A 17142-nucleotide genomic window follows, 5' to 3' on the forward strand; every position below is an offset into this window, starting at 1 on the left:
CAGACACATGTGCAATTGCACATTGTCTCGTGCTTTTACTTTCAGGCAAAGCGCTGTTTCTCCTTCTGAACGCCTTCATTCCGCGCTAAGCTTAGCTTTCCCAGATTTACCCTAAATAATTCAAGTGACTTGAAGGATGATGGGTATAAAACAATGAATATCACGCATAGGGAGTGACAAGATGGACAAGAAAATTGGTTTTATCGGCTGCGGAAATATGGGTAAAGCGATTCTTGGCGGCCTGATCGCCAGCGGCCAGGTACTCCCCGGACAAATCTGGGTCTATACCCCCTCTCCCGATAAAGTCGCAGCGCTGCACGATCAGTACGGCATAAATGCGGCGCAGTCTGCGCAAGAAGTCGCGCAGATCGCAGATATTGTCTTTGGCGCCGTGAAGCCAGGCATCATGATTAAGGTGCTGAGTGAAATCACCTCCAGTCTGAACAAAGATTCCCTGGTGGTATCCATTGCGGCGGGCGTCACCCTCGATCAACTCGCCCGCGCACTGGGTCATGACCGTAAAATTATCCGCGCAATGCCTAACACGCCGTCACTGGTCAATGCAGGAATGACGTCCGTCACCCCAAATGCGCTGGTAACACCGGAAGATACTGCTGATGTGTTGAATATTTTCCGCTGCTTTGGCGAAGCCGAAGTCATCGCAGAATCGATGATTCACCCGGTCGTTGGCGTCAGCGGTTCAGCCCCGGCCTATGTGTTTATGTTTATCGAAGCCATGGCCGATGCCGCCGTTAAGGGCGGCATGCCACGCGCGCAAGCATATAAATTCGCGGCACAGGCGGTCATGGGATCGGCGAAGATGGTACTGGAAACGGGTAAACATCCTGGAGAACTGAAAGATATGGTGTGCTCGCCTGGCGGAACCACCATTGAGGCAGTGCGCGTCCTCGAAGAGCGCGGCTTCCGTTCGTCAGTTATCGAAGCGATGGTTAAGTGCATGGAACAATCAGAGAAACTCAGCAAATCCTGAGTGCAGGTCGGACGTCAGGCCGCCGCTTCAGTACGGTTACGTCCGGCATTCTTTGCTTTGTAAAGCGCCATATCCGCTGACTTCAACCACTCCCGATAGTGCTCTGTTTCAGAAGTCAGCGGAGCAACACCGACGCTAATCCGCAGGGCAACTTGCGGAGCGCAGGACAAGCGTAACTGGCTAAGTCGTTCATGGACGCGCGACATCGCTGCGATTGCACTGGCTGCAGGTGTACCGCACATAATTACCGCAAACTCATCGCCACCAAAACGCCCAATCACATCACTGCCGCGCAGCGTCATTTGCAACTGACGCGTCAGCGCAACAATCGCCTGATCCCCTACGTCATGACCCCAGGTATCATTGATGCTCTTAAAATGGTCGATATCGATAATAAGCAACGTGGCATCACGTTGCTGGCGACGGCAATTATCAAATTCATTGCGCAGCAATAGCTCCCAATGGCGCCGATTATAAACCCCGGTCATTCCATCCCGCGTACTCATGACCTGCAGGCGGCGTTTATGCTCCGCCAATTTGATCACCGTCTGGTAGCTAACCCAGGCAAACAGCAGCGGATAAATCACCAGTACCGGCAGCGACAACAGCACGCTCAGTTGCGTACTGCTAAACACGACCGGAATATCCGTTAACTGTAGCGTCACCAGACATGAAACCACCATCAACACAACGCCAGCGATGAATAATCGCACCCCACCTGCGCCCATCAGGTTGATGCAGATAATCATCAGCAGCGCCGTGGATGGCAGCAGGTTTGCCCCCATGATCCCCACCCACATGCCAGCGAGGATCGCATCGGCTTTAATATTCGTAAATTCACTGTATAGCGGATCTTCCGCTTTACTCGCCAACTGCCACGCAAGGTGCGGCCAGACAAACGCCCATCCCACCAGTAATAGCCACCAACCTCCGGTTATGGGTTGCGAGACTAATACCGACGCGATGGGGAAAAACATTCCCCCCAGCCCGACTGCGCGAGGCAGTCTTATCCGTCGGGCAAATCGCAGACCGGAACGTTGGTGGTCGTTTTGATGAAGCGATAAAAATGCTTCATTCGGTACGGCCTTCTTTTGATAAAAGTTTTCATCATTCATCGTATTTGGGAATATTCTGAAACAAATTTCCCAAATTATAGAAAGGGGTCTGGCGGCGGAAGTATGATATTTCGGGTGAGCGATTTTATCCGCTCACCCGTATGTATTACGCAGCTTTTTTCAGGCAAGCGCTCATAAATTTTTTACGATCGTCGCCTTTCAGCGACTGCTCTGTTGCCTGAACGTTACATTCGCGCATTTTCTGCTGCTGCGGCGTCAGACTCTTTTCATCAGGCGCAGACTGACTGTTTTTCAAGCAATCACTCATATATGTCTTCCGGGCATCCCCTTTTAAGGTCTGCGCCGTCGCCTGCTGGTTGCAGGTGGTCATACGTTGTTGTTGCGGGGTTAACGTCTTCTCGGCAGCGCCGACGGTAGTTAAGAAAACCAGGCCAAATAATAGGGTAACGAGTAATGTTATTTTCATAGCACCATCCTGTTGTGAGTATTCACTCTACACGTCACCTTTCAAGCGACCTCGATGTTGGCTGCTTGAAGGATGACGTGTAGTAAGTCTGGTTGCTGACGCAGAAATAGCCACCTCATTATTAAAATTAAGTGACCAAATAGCAGGTTACTTCAGCCCTAACGCCGCTTTCATGGTGTAAAACAGGTCGGTCTGATCGGTCAGGCCTACCACATTCGCCGCATGCGGGCCATAGGCGGCAATACGCAGCTGGCTGCCGGTATGCTCCTGTGATTCCTCTTCCGAGTTACCATAGCTGATAACCATCACCGCGCCATCTTTGGTATTCAGCGCCTGAGTCAGGCCAGGGGCTTTGGTGTCTGGTGCAACAATCTGGCTGGCATGCGCGTGGTCAGCGGTCACGACGACCAGCGTGTTGCCGTCTTTCTTCGCGAAGGCCAGCGCGCGCTGTACAGCTTCATCCAGATCGACCGTTTCACCAATCTGACCGCACGGGTTTGCGGCGTGATCCTGCTTATCGATAGACGCGCCTTCTACCTGCAGGAAAAAGCCTTTTTCATTCTTACTTAATAGCTCAATCGCTTTATCCGTCATCTGTGCAAGCGTTGGCACCGTGTCGTTACGTTTTGGATTGGGCGTACAGGTCACGACTGGCTTATCAAGGTTACCGTGGTAAGACGCTTTTGGCCCTTCCCAGCGTACCGGCATGTTGCCATCAGAGAACAAACCTAACAGCGGTTTATCCTGATTCGCTTCGGTAATGGCTGCCAGCGTCGCGGTATCACTGACCATCTGATAACCACGGGCCTGAGCCTGTTCACGCAGCGTTTTACCCTGCCACTCGCCCGCAGCAGCGGTCTCAGCAAAGGTTTTTGCCCCGCCGCCCAGCGTAACGTCAGCACGGGCATTCAATAATTGTTCGGTGATTGACCCTTTACCGCCTTTTTCCAGCGCATTCGTCGGGCATTTCTCAGTGGTGACGCTCGGACCGTAACATTTACGCGACGTCACATGCGCAACCAGCGCCGCGGGGGTGGCATCCTGCAATTCAGCAGTGGATACGTTGCCTGTCGCCAGACCGGCAGCTTTGGCCATTTCCAGAATAGTGGCGTGATCTTTTTCGTGAATATCAACGCCCAGCGCACCGTTATATGTTTTAACACCGGTCGTCCATGCCGTCGCAGAGGCTGCGGAATCGGTCACATAGTCAGGTTTACCCGTTTTTTTATCCAACGCGTAGTGCGTGTATTGTCCGGTCAGGGGTAACGCATCAATACCTTTAAAAAAACCACCCGCGCCTTCTGCATAATTTCGCGCAGCGGTAATTTCCGAGTCCCCCATACCATCACCGATCAATAAAATAATATTCTTGGCCGGTTTATCGTTCAAAGAATCTCGTAGTGCTGCCGTTTGATCAGTCGTTAATCGACGCGCGCCACCCGGTGTGGTGATATCTCCCTGTGCGGCACGATTATCCATAGCCGCTACGGTAGATGTTTCTGCATGAATAACCGGGGTAAACAGCAAGGGTAACAGGGCAATAGCGAGTGCGCTTTGTTTCACTTTATTTTCTCCATGTACAAATACGGTAAAATTAAAACAAAGCGACTATAAGTATTTGATGTGACACTTTTATGATAATTCGTCGATAAGTATCTGCAGATATCTCAACACGTTTTAGATACGTTCTCGCCAGCACTGTGCATGGTCGTCAGAAATGCGGGCATTTGACTTACCCCTGCCAGCGCGTCTTCTATTTGACGAATCAGTGTTTGCTGCTCATTTGTTGCCATGTTGCGCAGCATTTCCATGATGACCCGCTCTAACGTTGCGACTTGCGCGGCCAGGTCTTGCGACTCTTCTTCTTTTTGGGCGAGCTTAAGTAACAACTCAGTGATGAGATTTTTCATTTTCGTATTCCCTTAACTAAATAAAGGCCACGTTATCACTAAGACTCACAACTTCCTAGAGGATGAAAGTTGTATTTATTGCAGAAATAAAACATTTTGCGAAAACAATCACAACACAAAATAAGGGGGAATGACGCTTTCTGCAGAATAATTCAATATAAAAGGGTAAGGAGATTAATAGTCACCCAGATATATAATCTTCAATTATGGATTAACAACGCTGGCAACCCGCGTTGTTAATCCGCCATTCAGCGAGCGAGACGCCGGCGTCGCAACGCGATAGCCAGTTGCCAGATATTAATAAGCACAATGCTCGCGGTAGCGATAAAGACCCAGCGGAAACCCGCCATGGCCGATACGGTTGCCCCCATCAAGGGTCCAGCGACGTTTCCAAGATACATAAACGACTGGTTATACCCAAAGATGCGCCCGGTAATTTGCTCGCTGGAGTATTTCACTAATAGCGTTTGCACCGCAGGCAGCATTGCACCATCGGCAAAGCCGAGCAGAAAACGTAGTATCCCTAACTGCAGCGGAGTGGTAACCCATGACATAGCGAAAAACAGCACCACGGCGAAGATGAGCGTTGCCATCAGGATCCGTTCAGTACCAATTCTGTCGCCCAACTTTCCAAGACGTGGCGCTGAAATCAAAGCGGATATGCCGGGAACCGAGGCAATCAGGCCGCTGAGAAAGGCAATATTTGCGCTATCTGGCACCATCGATTTGATAAACAGCGCCAGAATGGGGCCAATTGAGCCGTTACACAGTTGAATCACCATGGTGGTAAAAAACAGACTAATGACCAGCGCGGGATACGGTAACGAAGCAAAAACAGCTTTCCCGCTTAAACGCTCGCTTTTTTTAATCGTCGGTCGGACACCCTCTTTAATTAAGAACAGTGTGACCATAAAACTCACTACCAACAGTGCGGCGGTAATACAAAATACCGCACGTAAGCCAACATGGTCGGCAATAAAACCGCCCATCAGCGGCCCGCCAATCACCCCACTAATTTGCGCCGTTGAGAGCGTGCTCAACGCCCAACCACTGCGTTCTCGCGGGACTTGCGACGCCACCAACGCCATCGCATTGGGAATGTATCCCGACGTTAACCCCATCACCCCGCGCAGCAGAAAAAGCTGCCAGACGTTAGTGGCAAATGCCTGCAGCAAAATGGCAATTGCCATCCCCAGCGAGGCCCGTAACAGCATCAGCTTACGCCCTTTACGGTCAGCTAAACTGCCCCACATCGGTGAAACAATGGCAGAAATAAGAAACGTGACGCTAAACGTTAACCCGGACCACATTGAGAGCGCTTCGTGCGAGGTGACTCCCAGTTGGGAGATATAGAGCGGCAGAAAAGGCAGGATTTGGCTGATTGCAAGTCCGGTGAAAAAGCAACCGAACCACACGGAAATAAGGTTAACTCTCCAGGATTCCATAAGGACTCATAACGGTAAATAGCTGAAAACTGCGAGCAGCTTAACAAATTACGCCTTCAAACGAGGGTTCAGAGGTGCGATGTTTCACAGTTTAGTATTTTATCTCCCCGCTCATCATATTTGTGATATCCATCACATCAACCCCCTATTAGATACAGGGAATTATGCTGCTAACATGCCCTATGGGTTTGTGCGTATTCATTCCCGGGGAATCCACCAAAACAATCTGCCAGAAGCCGAGGAATCCTGCGTTTTGTCGTGGTAATGTATGTGCTTTGCATTCAAGGAATGGGTTTTTAAGATGGCAAAGTTGCGAGTAGGAATCGTATTTGGTGGTAAATCAGCGGAACATGAAGTGTCATTGCAATCGGCAAAAAATATTGTCGATGCCATCGACAAGACTCGCTTTGACGTTGTGCTGTTAGGTATTGATAAACAAGGGCAGTGGCACGTGAGCGATGCCAGCAACTATCTGCTCAACTCTGACGATCCGGCACGCATTGCGTTGCGCCCTTCCGCCACCAGCCTGGCGCAGGTACCGGGTAAACAAGAACAGCAGCTGATCGATGCACAAAACGGTCAGCCGCTGCCAACGGTCGATGTTATTTTCCCTATCGTGCACGGCACGCTGGGTGAAGATGGTTCACTGCAAGGCATGCTGCGCGTGGCAAATTTACCGTTCGTCGGTTCTGATGTACTGGGCTCTGCGGCCTGCATGGATAAAGATATCACCAAACGTCTGCTGCGCGATGCCGGATTAAACATCGCGCCATTTATTACGCTCACCCGCGCCAATCGCAATGCCATCAGCTTTGCTGAGGTCGAATCGCGTCTGGGTCTGCCGCTGTTTGTGAAGCCAGCCAACCAGGGATCATCCGTTGGCGTCAGCAAAGTCACCAGCGAAGCGCAATACAACCAGGCTGTTGCACTGGCGTTTGAGTTCGATCATAAAGTGGTGGTGGAACAAGGGATCAAAGGCCGCGAGATCGAATGTGCGGTACTGGGTAACGATCACCCGCAGGCCAGCACCTGTGGCGAGATCGTCCTGAACAGCGATTTCTACGCGTACGATACCAAATATATTGACGATAACGGTGCCAAAGTCGTGGTTCCGGCGGCGATCGCCTCAGAAATTAACGACAAGATCCGTGAAATCGCTATTCAGGCTTACCAGACCCTGGGTTGCGCCGGGATGGCGCGAGTGGATGTGTTCCTGACCGCAGAGAATGACGTGGTGATCAACGAGATCAACACGCTACCGGGCTTTACCAACATCAGTATGTATCCCAAACTGTGGCAGGCCAGCGGCTTAGGCTATACCGATCTGATCACACGTCTGATCGAGCTGGCGCTGGAGCGCCACGCTGCCGATAGCGCGCTGAAAACCAGCATGTAAAAGCAGACAGGATGCCCGATAACTATTGGGCATCCTTGACATCTTCATCCTCATCGGCACGGCGGCGAATAATAAGTCCCGCGAGCCAAAAGCTAATCACCCACGTAACCAGCCCCACCGCATAGGTTTGCCATCCTTTCGCTTCAAAACCCAATAATCCCACCACGCCATTCAGAATAAAGATCAGCCCAATGGCAAACGCGTAATAGTGCCAGTCGCGACGAATTTTTACAGGCAGGTTCATAACAGCTCCGGTGGAAGTACATCGTTGAACAGCATCCTCGCACATTTCACTGCGGGCGTCTGTGTCCTGTGCGGAAATTCTGAAATGTGAATCAATTTAACTTAAGGTTACACATTTGTGACGCTCAACAAAAAATCAAAATCCAGGAATAATCTCTACCTGAAATTACCATCATTCTGATATTGACAATCCCGATCACCTGTCAGACTCACTGTCAGTTACTGGTATGGCATCGACAACGCAGGATATTTCTTGGAGGTCCCTATGGCTGATTTTACGCTCTCAAAATCCCTGTTTAAGGGCAAGCATCGAGATACCTCCTCTCTGCCCGGCAACATTGCGTATGCCGTTTTTGTGCTGTTTTGCTTCTGGGCCGGGGCTCAGATTTTAAATCTGTTAGCCCATGCGCCCGGTATCTATGAAGAACTGATGCAGCTACAGATGCACGAGACCGGGCGCCCACGCGTTGAAATTGGCTTAGGCGTCGGCACCCTGTTTGGACTGATTCCCTTCCTCACTGGCTGCCTTATCCTTGGCGTCATCGCGGCGGCGGTGCGCTGGCACCATCGTCATCACAACGATGACTGACCCATACACTTCGCCCGACGATCGTCCACGCGTTTGGCAAACCATGCCGTGGTCAAATTACGCGTAATCTTCGGGCTTTCCAGTTGAATACCTGGCAGCACTTCCCGTGGTAACGCTTTTCCTGCCTTCGCTTCCGCCAGCTTATACATCTTCTCGTACAGCGCAGTCTCCTCGAAGGCCAGGCTGTCGCCTTTTTGCAACTGACGATGGATATCGCTCTCACTCATCCCCAGCTTCCCGGCAAGCTTGCGTACCGCCAGCTCCGTTTTACCCGGTTCTTTGCTGTTATAGAGAATCAAATCCCCATCCAGCGCCAGCTTCACACCACTGGCTTTGCTGACGGCATTCTGAAACGCCGCATTACGGCTGGCGTACCATCCCGCATTAAAATCCGCGAAACGGAAGATGGGCGCGCTATAGTTCGCCGGGTAATTCAGCAAGTGATACGTGCCGAACCACAGTCCGCCGCGCAGGGTAAAGACTTCCTGGCGCACGGTTCCTTCCATTTGCCACGGATACCCGGAAGTATGCTGCTCGGCAAAGGCGATGCTGACCTGCATCGGCCCCCCGGTATGCACCGGATTAAGCGAACTAAATAACGTCTGCCCCATCGGTACCATGTTGATAAAATCATCAAAAATGGCGCTAAGCTGCTTTTCCGTCTTCACAGAATCCAGACGCTCGCTGTAGCTTTTCCCCGTTGGCGAGTTAATCTTCAGCGCGGTATGCACCAAAAATACTGGGATATGCATACGCTCGGCGCGGCGGTCAATCTCTTTCCAGGCTATTTTGCTTAAATTCGGGACAACCGGATCGGCCTGATAGTTGGACTCCTGCTGCGCGACCGCCAGCACCGAACAGATGTTTTCAACCGTCGGCACCAGCTTCTGGCTGGCAAACGTTTTCGCCAAATCCTGCGCCCACGCGTCCCGGTCTTTCACGCTGGCGGGCATTTTTTGCCGCACCACGCTCGCCACATCGACGGCTTTCTCCCCCTTTTTTAGCGGCTGCGCGGGTTGGCTACTACATCCCACCAGCACCAGTGCAGCAAGACCAGACAAGGGGTAAAGACGGGAAACCGTCGACATAACATCTCCTTATTATTAACTCAGCGTATGGGTAACTTCCTGAATATCCTGACCATCAAGCTCTCGTTCAAAGCTGCGCAGACGCTTATAAATAGACATCAGTTCCACTAACGTTGTCCAGGAGTTAATCAGATACTGGAACGAGCCACGTACCTGACCAAACACGTTGGTGATTTGCGTCATCAGACCGAGCGTAATCGTACCGGCAACAATCGATGGAAACAGCAGGAACAAGCCGAAAACGTTATCAACCTGTAGGTAAAGAATACGGGCGATATTGAAGTACATATAGTGAAAATAGAGGCGAAAGTAGTTTTGACGTACCGCGTGGAACAGCTCGCGAACCGTGGGCGGCGTCGCGCGATTACCATCATCTTCACCGTACACCAGCTCTTTACGGTACGCCGCTTCCACCCGCTGATTTTTGAACTCCAGCCCAGGCAGTTTGATCCCCACCACGGCCAGCAGCCCGGTCCCCATCAACGACCAGACAATCGCGGCAATCACCAGACCGTAAGGAATATGTCCAACAATCGGCAGATCCGGGACATGCGCAGAAAGCGTAACCAGTACCGGCAGGAAGGCAATCAGCGTCATAATCGCGTTAATAAAACTTACGCCCATGTCTTCCAGCGTGGAAGCGAAACGCATAGTGTCTTCCTGCACACGTTGCGCCGCACCTTCGATATGACGCAGATGCTGCCAGTGCGCCATATAATGTTCGTTCATCGCGGTACGCCAACGGAAGACGTAATGGCTGACAAAGAAGTTGTTCATCACGCCAATGACGACGGCTATCAGCGCAATCCCGAGAAAGATCCCCACTTCCTGATAGAACTGCTCAATCTTCACCTTATGCGGCGTGCTGAGTGCGGTTTGAATCAGGTCGTAGAACGGGGCATACCAGGCGTTGACAGCGACGCCGACTTCAACCAGAAACCAGGTAACGAAGATAATCAGCGAGGTACCGAGTATCGACCAGTACTGCCAGCGGTGCGGACTGTAGATAAACCAGAACAGCGCAAACACGCCAACGCACAGAATGTAGTACGCATAAAAAATCAGATAATCCAGTGACCAGAATCGCGCCGCGCTAATCGGTACATCCCCCGATGCGCCGGTAATCTGTGCAACCCAGGCTCCCCCACCAGCCTGCCAAAATACAACAGCGACCAGTGCCCAAATAAATGCCGAAATAAAGAACGGTCCCGGCTTTGGGAAAAAAGACTTAAACATAGTGCTCTCCTGCTAACTTCTTATCGTTATGACGACTGCTGTGCATTTGCCACGGTGGTTTACCGCGGCAAGACGGCTTACGCCCAATAAACACAAGCTGAAACCGACAATTGTGACCAGAACCGACGCACTTAGTTCGCTATCTGGTTTTGTAGAATTGTTTCTGCGGTTTTCACACCGACAGCGTTCCGGCATGTTCAGATTATTACAGCGTGAGATCACAAAAGCGAACATCCACTCTCCGGGAAAAGCCCACGTTTACTCATCGTTACGTTTTTCCCACTATCATTGGCTGATAAGCGCTTTGCAATATGCCAACGAGTAGTATAAATACGCATACGCACGTCATCTTTTATTTCCTCTAACTCATGGACACCACCGTTGAAACGTAGTCTGCTTTTTTCTGCCGCGCTGTGTGCGGCGTCATTGACATCAGTCCAGGCGGCACAGCCTATAACCGATCCCGTCTTTGCCTCTGACATCGTCGACCGGTATGCCGATCATATTTTCTACGGCAGTGGTGCTACGGGGATGGCGCTTGTGGTGATTGATGGTAATCAGCGCGTGTTTCGTAGCTTTGGTGAAACGCGCCCCGGCAATAATGTTCACCCGCAGTTGGATTCCGTCATTCGCATCGCGTCGTTGACCAAATTAATGACCAGCGAAATGTTAGTGAAATTGCTCGATCAGGGCACAGTTAAACTCAACGATCCATTGAGTAAATATGCACCACCAGGCGCACGCGTGCCGACTTATCAGGGCACGCCGATTACGCTGGTGAATCTGGCGACGCATACCAGCGCGCTGCCACGCGAGCAGCCTGGCGGCGCGGCAAAACGCCCGGTCTTTGTCTGGCCGACTCGCGAACAGCGCTGGAGCTATCTCTCTACCGCCACGCTAAAAGCCGCACCGGGCTCGCAGGCTTCCTATTCGAACCTGGCGTTTGACCTGCTGGCCGATGCGCTGGGAACTGCCTCTGGTAAGCCTTATCCACAGCTGTTTGAAGAAAAAATTACCCGTCCGTTGGGGATGAAAGACACCACCTTTACCCCATCCCCCGATCAATGCCGACGTCTGATGGTCGCGGAAAAAGGCGCCAGCCCGTGTAACAATACGCTGGCGGCGATGGGCAGCGGCGGCGTCTATTCAACGCCAGGCGATATGATGCGCTGGATGCAGCAGTATCTCTCTTCTGATTTTTACCATCGTAGCCAGCAGGCCGACCGGATGCAGACGCTGATTTATCAGCGTACGCAGTTAACCAAAGTGATAGGGATGGATGTGCCGGGCAAGGCCGATGCGCTTGGTTTGGGCTGGGTCTATATGGCGCCGAAGAATGGGCGTCCAGGAATTATTCAAAAAACCGGTGGCGGCGGTGGCTTCATTACTTATATGGCGATGATCCCACAGCAAAACGTCGGGGCCTTTGTCGTGGTGACCCGCTCCCCGCTGACCCGCTTTACCAATATGAGCGACGGGATCAACAATCTGGTGAGCGAACTGAGCGGCAACAAACCGCAGGTTATTCCCGCCTCCTGATTCAATACTCAAAAGGCAAACGGTTAATGTTCACCAGTTTGCCTTTATTCATTTCAATGTAACCACCTTTACGCAAAGCCGCGAGAACCTCAGCAACAACTGAGCGTGAAATTCGCGTGCGTTGGTGAATATAGTTCATGACGCCGATACGCGAACGCAGAACGTCGTCCCATTCCGTCATGGATATCAGCGTCGCACGGTTCTGATCGTAGGAGTTATTGCCAATCAACTGCAAGTCGCGCATTTCAAGCATGCAGTTTTGCCATGCTAACCAGCAAAAAGCTTCGCGCCAAAGCTGGCATTGTTCAATGATATTAATCGTTTGTGAGGCAGGAAGATGATATCCCGTACAATTACTTTCGGTTATTAATCTGTATGGTACATCTGTTTTCATTACGCCATCCGAAAGGCCCATAATAAAAGGTGCCTGTACAATCCCGACCAGCACGCTTTCCCCTCTACGCAGGGAAACAACACCGCTTAAAATAATAAAGGTATCGTCGCCATTTATATCACTGGAATATATAATTTGTTTTTTGTTATCATATTTAAAATGTTTACCATATTTTGACAAACATTTATCAAGCTTACAAAATTCCAAAAGAGGTTTATTTGTAGATAGCATGTGCGCACTCCTTGCAATAAATGCCCGTCAAATCCGTGACGGGCATTTTTCTGGATTAAATTATCTTTTTCTCAATGAGAAATTTATTACCAGGTATATTTAACACCAGCATTCGCAGACCAGTCTTGATCTACATCGCCACCACCGAGGTAGTTAGCATCGGTGTAGGCACTGAAGTTTTTGGTAAAGCTGAACTGAGTCCCCAGTCCAACACGTACCGCAGAACCTTCTACGCCGTTGTCGATGGAGTCACCGTTTACGTTAGAATCATTGTTAGAGTCATCGTAAACGTAGGCCAGTTTGAAGTACGGGGTCAGCGCCTGATCTTCGCTGTAGGCGAAGGTATAACCTGCATCTACACCGAGTTCATAACGCATGCTGTCATAAGACTGACCGTCAACTTTCATGTCGTTGCTCAGTTTATAGTCATCACCAGACTGGAACAGACCGGATACGCTACCATAAGGCGCCACGTAACCAGCATCACCCAGTTTCAGGTCGTAACCCAGTTTCAGACCAAAGCCCCAGGCATCAGCAGAAGTGCTGCCATCAACATATTGACCGTTGCTCATGTTGGCAGAAAGATCGTTGTTGAAGTGGGAGTAGCTTAAGTTACCGTCAACAAAGATGTTGTTGTCAAAGCGAGCAGAAGAGTAGATATAGGCAGTCTGGCTGTCCTGATCCACCTGACCGGTACGGTCGCTCATATCACCTTTCGCGAAGCCTGCTGCTGCACCGACAATCCACTTGGCGTTGTTACCATCAATTTTGGAATCAACACCGACCATGATGCCGTTAACATCCTGATCGTAGTTGATGGTGCCGTTATCCGCATCGAAGCTACCACCGAAGTAGCTAACCCATGCGCCACCGTTATCAACCAGACCATGACGCGCGTTAGTCAGACGAGTACCGACGGTGTCTTGTTCCAGGTTCCAGATATTGGTGTTAGCAGACGGGATGCTCAGAGCCATATTTGCGTAGTCGGTCAGCTCCATCTGCTGCAGAACAACGGTGTTACCCTGCTGCTGCGCCTGATAGGTGTAAGCGCCGAGGTCAGCTTTGTTCGCTGCTGAGAAGGTTGCGGTGCTGTTGGTGTCGTTAACGTAGATCAGCTCGTTACCTTTGTAATCAGCAACAGAACCAGCGCCGGTCGCGTTATCGATACGCACTTTATAGTTACCGGTTGCTGCCGCTACGTGGTCACCATAGTTATCAACTTCAGACTGATCGTAGGAGGTGTCAGAATCGCCGTTACCATTGATAGTCAAGTGACCATCAGAGTTCATTGCGATCACGCCGTAACCGTAGTTAGCCTGAGTTTTGTCGTTAGTACGATCGTTGGTCAAGTCAGCATTCAACACATAGTTGGTGCTGTTGATGTCGAAAACACCCGCATTAACATGGTTGTAAGCGTCGGTATAGCTGGTCAGGTTCAGCGTATCAACCTGCAGTGCATCACCTGTGCTGTTACCCACATCCAGAACACCGTTGTTGGTAACGTTGATGGTGTTGGCATACAGTGCAGCACTACCCACGCTCCAGCCAGCAGATACGTCGTCAGCAATCGTTACAGAACTGTTGTCGATAGACAGCGTATCGGTCGCAACATGACCATCTTCGTTGATGTTCAGGGCAGAAGCACCGGTCAGAGAGATGGTGTCAGAAATCAGGGTAGAATCACCTACGTTGACAACCGAACCGCTGTTGATGCCCAGAGTGTCGATCAGAGACGTTTTGGTGGTATCCCACTGTGAAGCGCCATTCAGCGTAACGTTGAACAGACCGCTCTGGTAGACGGCGTTGCCCACCACATGGCCATTTTCGTCATAAGAAGTTGTGTCGCTATCGATACCATAGGTTGAAACTGGCCACAGGTTGTTAGCCGCGATGTCGATCAACGTAGAGGTGTATTCAGTGCCCGCATCGTAGCTGTCATAAACACCGTCGCCATCAACGTCCACCTGATGGACGGACATCGCCGCGCCCACCCACTTACTACCGTTGTTGAGGGTAAGATCCAGACGGTCAGTACCATCCCAACCGTTGGTATCCAGGTCGGCATCGGTATCGCGGTAAGTATCAGCGCCGTTCGGGAAGAAGTTCTCATCGAAGTTGCTGGAGAACACCACGTCGCCCATCAGCGTGGAGTTGCTCAACGTGGCAGTCGTCTGCATCGCGTTGTCAGCACCTAGATGTGCAATAACCGCTAATGCAATATCGTCAGCGGTATAAGAGCCGCTGTAGTCGCTTGCATTGCTGGTATTGCCAAACCAGCCGGAGGTTCCTTCATCAGACCATGAACCAGAGGTTACAGTAGAATCGCTGACAGAAAGGGTGTTGTTAAACACTTCGCCGCTGTTTACGCCGGTGCTGACGGTGTTATCGTCAATGTCTTCCCACTCATAACCCTGAGTCAGCGTAATACCCGCAACGTGAGAGTTGTTGGAGATAGACAGATCAACTTCTTGATCCAGCGTGATAGCCGTACCCAGGTTATAAACGTCGACAACGTGCGTATCAGCCGCATCGTTATAGGTACCGTTGTAGGTATAATGTTCGTAGTTGTCATCAATCGTTGAGTTGATGACGCTCATCGACAGGCGATCGTAGTCGTAGTCGGTACTCCTATAGTTAGTACAATCCGTGGCCAAACACTCGGATATCACCATACCGTGAATAGTACTATTTTTAATCGTCAGGCTGTTGTTATTAGATAGTTCATCATCCAGATAATATTTAGAAATAGACATAACACCGTTGACAGTGGCGTTATTGATTACCGGATAAATATCACCGTTATAAATACTATCGGTGTCATCATTGTACCAGCCTACATAACCACCGTAATACCAATTATCAGTATGACTATCATCATTATAGTGGGAGAACGTGTTGTACGTGGTTCCAGAAATATCGGTTGAAGCATTCGCCTGAGAAGTGATTGCCAAAGTGCAGGCTAATGCTAATTGTGAGACTACAAGTTTCTTTTTCCAGATGTGCATTTGTCATCCCTCCTCAGGGACGTAATATAGTTGATCCATCAATTATCAATGCAAAGAAAACATTTTATGTTTCGCAGGGTCGATTATGCAGTTTCACAACTAAAAGGTTCAATTATTCTTTGCGCACCGTCCGAAACCGGACAAAATCATGAATTACCCCAGCCTTAACGAGAAAACAAAAATACAAACACTTTCAGTAATATATAGAACATATGATATCTAACACATATAATTATCAAATGATCCACCCAATACTTAAACAAATAAAAAATAAATAGGCGAGAGTTACGTTACGTGCCAAATAAACACATCAACATTTAAAATAATAAAAACAAAAATAAACAAAATAATGAATATAAATAAATTGTCATGCATGTGAATAAATTGCTCTAATGATTCAGCCTTTCGCCACGGGAAATCCAAATATAAAGCCAACTTTCGTAAACCACCCGCCCTCAGGTTCGGGTATACTACGGCCTTCGATTTCACAAACATCAGGCATACCATGACAGACCTAATCCAACGCCCTCGCCGCCTGCGCAAATCACCTGCGCTGCGCGCTATGTTTGAAGAGACAACACTGAGCTTAAATGACCTGGTGTTGCCGATCTTTGTTGAAGAAGAACTCGACGATTACAAAGCTATCGAGGCCATGCCAGGCGTGATGCGCATTCCGGAGAAGCATCTGGCACGCGAAATTGAACGCATTGCTAATGCAGGCATCCGCTCAGTCATGACCTTCGGTATTTCCCACCACACCGATGACACCGGCAGCGATGCATGGAGAGAAGACGGTCTGGTGGCGCGCATGTCGCGTATCTGTAAGCAGACCGTACCTGAAATGATCGTCATGTCCGACACCTGCTTCTGTGAATACACTTCGCACGGTCACTGCGGCGTATTATGCGAGCACGGCGTTGATAACGATTTAACCCTGGCCAATCTTGGCAAGCAGGCGGTGGTTGCCGCCGCTGCGGGTGCTGACTTCATCGCGCCTTCCGCCGCGATGGACGGCCAGGTGCAGGCGATTCGCCAGGCGCTGGACGCTGCGGGCTTCACCGATACGGCGATCATGTCCTACTCCACGAAATTTGCCTCTTCTTTCTACGGCCCGTTCCGTGAAGCCGCAGGCACTGCGCTGAAAGGCGATCGTAAAACCTATCAGATGAACCCGATGAACCGTCGGGAAGCGATCCGCGAATCGCTGCTGGATGAAGCCCAGGGCGCAGACTGCCTGATGGTCAAACCGGCTGGCGCATACCTCGATATTCTGCGCGATATCCGCGAGCGCACCGAGCTGCCGATTGGCGCTTATCAAGTCAGCGGTGAATACGCGATGATCAAATTCGCGGCGATGGCGGGTGCTATAGATGAAGAGAAAGTGGTGCTGGAAAGCTTAGGCTCGATCAAGCGCGCTGGCGCGGATCTGATTTTCAGCTACTTCGCACTCGATCTGGCTGAGAAAAAAATCCTGCGTTAATTCCTTTCAACGCCCCGCACTGCGGGGCGTTTTATCATAAAACGTCACCAAAC

15 protein-coding genes are annotated in these 17142 nt (G+C 50.4%); 5 read left to right on the top strand and 10 right to left on the bottom strand.

Features of this window, described 5'->3' with window-relative positions:
* Positions 1–181: 181 nt before the first annotated feature.
* On the top strand, positions 182–991 hold the full coding sequence (gene proC / locus IB196_RS17405; RefSeq protein ID WP_005120940.1) for a pyrroline-5-carboxylate reductase: 810 nt from the start codon (positions 182–184) through the stop codon (positions 989–991).
* A 14-nt stretch (positions 992–1005) separates the two neighbouring features.
* Here the strand turns inward: proC and adrA are convergent, their stop codons facing one another.
* The 5 genes from adrA to IB196_RS17430 all read right to left on the bottom strand — a co-directional run bounded on the left by adrA (position 1006) and on the right by IB196_RS17430 (position 5888).
* Positions 1006–2121, bottom strand: a complete 1116-nt coding sequence (adrA, locus tag IB196_RS17410; protein WP_137378455.1) for a diguanylate cyclase AdrA — start codon at positions 2119–2121, stop codon at positions 1006–1008.
* 91 nt (positions 2122–2212) lie between these two features.
* Positions 2213–2533, bottom strand: coding sequence for a phosphate starvation-inducible protein PsiF (gene psiF, locus IB196_RS17415; RefSeq protein ID WP_005120942.1), 321 nt, complete (start codon positions 2531–2533; stop codon positions 2213–2215).
* 147 nt (positions 2534–2680) lie between these two features.
* On the bottom strand, positions 2681–4096 hold the full coding sequence (gene phoA / locus IB196_RS17420; RefSeq protein ID WP_040232762.1) for an alkaline phosphatase: 1416 nt from the start codon (positions 4094–4096) through the stop codon (positions 2681–2683).
* Positions 4097–4200: 104 nt separating this feature from the next.
* A complete protein-coding gene (locus IB196_RS17425) occupies positions 4201–4443 on the bottom strand; it encodes a sigma-S stabilization anti-adapter protein IraP (protein WP_005120945.1) in 243 nt (80 codons plus the stop codon).
* A gap of 248 nt (positions 4444–4691) precedes the next feature.
* Entirely contained in the window at positions 4692–5888 is a 1197-nt protein-coding gene (locus IB196_RS17430) for a multidrug efflux MFS transporter (protein ID WP_040232763.1), read from the bottom strand.
* A 301-nt stretch (positions 5889–6189) separates the two neighbouring features.
* On the opposite strand from IB196_RS17430, the gene ddlA reads away from it, so the two are divergent.
* Positions 6190–7284 (top strand): D-alanine--D-alanine ligase, encoded by a 1095-nt coding sequence (gene ddlA / locus IB196_RS17435; RefSeq protein WP_005120948.1) that lies wholly within the window; start codon positions 6190–6192, stop codon positions 7282–7284.
* A 22-nt stretch (positions 7285–7306) separates the two neighbouring features.
* On the opposite strand, the gene IB196_RS17440 is transcribed toward ddlA, so the two are convergent.
* Positions 7307–7528, bottom strand: a complete 222-nt coding sequence (locus IB196_RS17440) for a DUF2754 domain-containing protein (RefSeq protein ID WP_005120949.1) — start codon at positions 7526–7528, stop codon at positions 7307–7309.
* Positions 7529–7792: 264 nt separating this feature from the next.
* Here IB196_RS17440 and IB196_RS17445 point away from each other — a divergent pair, with 264 nt between their 5' ends.
* Positions 7793–8116 carry a YaiY family protein gene (locus tag IB196_RS17445; protein ID WP_188232301.1) on the top strand — a complete coding sequence of 108 codons (324 nt, stop codon included), beginning with the start codon at positions 7793–7795 and terminating at the stop codon, positions 8114–8116.
* Here the strand turns inward: IB196_RS17445 and IB196_RS17450 are convergent.
* Both IB196_RS17450 and sbmA read right to left on the bottom strand, forming a co-directional pair.
* Positions 8101–9204 carry a DUF1615 domain-containing protein gene (locus tag IB196_RS17450; protein ID WP_188232300.1) on the bottom strand — a complete coding sequence of 368 codons (1104 nt, stop codon included), beginning with the start codon at positions 9202–9204 and terminating at the stop codon, positions 8101–8103. The two genes, IB196_RS17445 and IB196_RS17450, sit on opposite strands and share 16 nt — an antisense overlap.
* A 15-nt stretch (positions 9205–9219) precedes the next feature.
* Positions 9220–10440 (bottom strand): peptide antibiotic transporter SbmA, encoded by a 1221-nt coding sequence (gene sbmA, locus IB196_RS17455; RefSeq protein WP_005120954.1) that lies wholly within the window; start codon positions 10438–10440, stop codon positions 9220–9222.
* Positions 10441–10821: 381 nt separating this feature from the next.
* Here sbmA and ampH point away from each other — a divergent pair, with 381 nt between their 5' ends.
* Entirely contained in the window at positions 10822–11979 is a 1158-nt protein-coding gene (gene ampH, locus IB196_RS17460; protein ID WP_040232770.1) for a D-alanyl-D-alanine-carboxypeptidase/endopeptidase AmpH, read from the top strand.
* 1 nt (position 11980) lies between these two features.
* On the opposite strand, the gene iprA is transcribed toward ampH, so the two are convergent.
* Entirely contained in the window at positions 11981–12604 is a 624-nt protein-coding gene (gene iprA, locus IB196_RS17465; protein WP_188232299.1) for a hydrogen peroxide resistance inhibitor IprA, read from the bottom strand.
* Positions 12605–12690: 86 nt separating this feature from the next.
* Positions 12691–15609 (bottom strand): autotransporter adhesin EhaB, encoded by a 2919-nt coding sequence (gene ehaB / locus IB196_RS17470; RefSeq protein ID WP_188232298.1) that lies wholly within the window; start codon positions 15607–15609, stop codon positions 12691–12693.
* Positions 15610–16114: 505 nt separating this feature from the next.
* On the opposite strand from ehaB, the gene hemB reads away from it, so the two are divergent.
* Positions 16115–17089: a porphobilinogen synthase gene (gene hemB / locus IB196_RS17475; protein ID WP_005125012.1), complete on the top strand. Its 975-nt coding sequence runs from the start codon at positions 16115–16117 to the stop codon at positions 17087–17089.
* Positions 17090–17142 lie beyond the last annotated feature (53 nt).

The sequence above is a fragment of the Citrobacter sp. C6_1 genome (assembly GCF_014596835.2).
Taxonomy (GTDB): Bacteria; Pseudomonadota; Gammaproteobacteria; order Enterobacterales; family Enterobacteriaceae; genus Citrobacter; species Citrobacter pasteurii.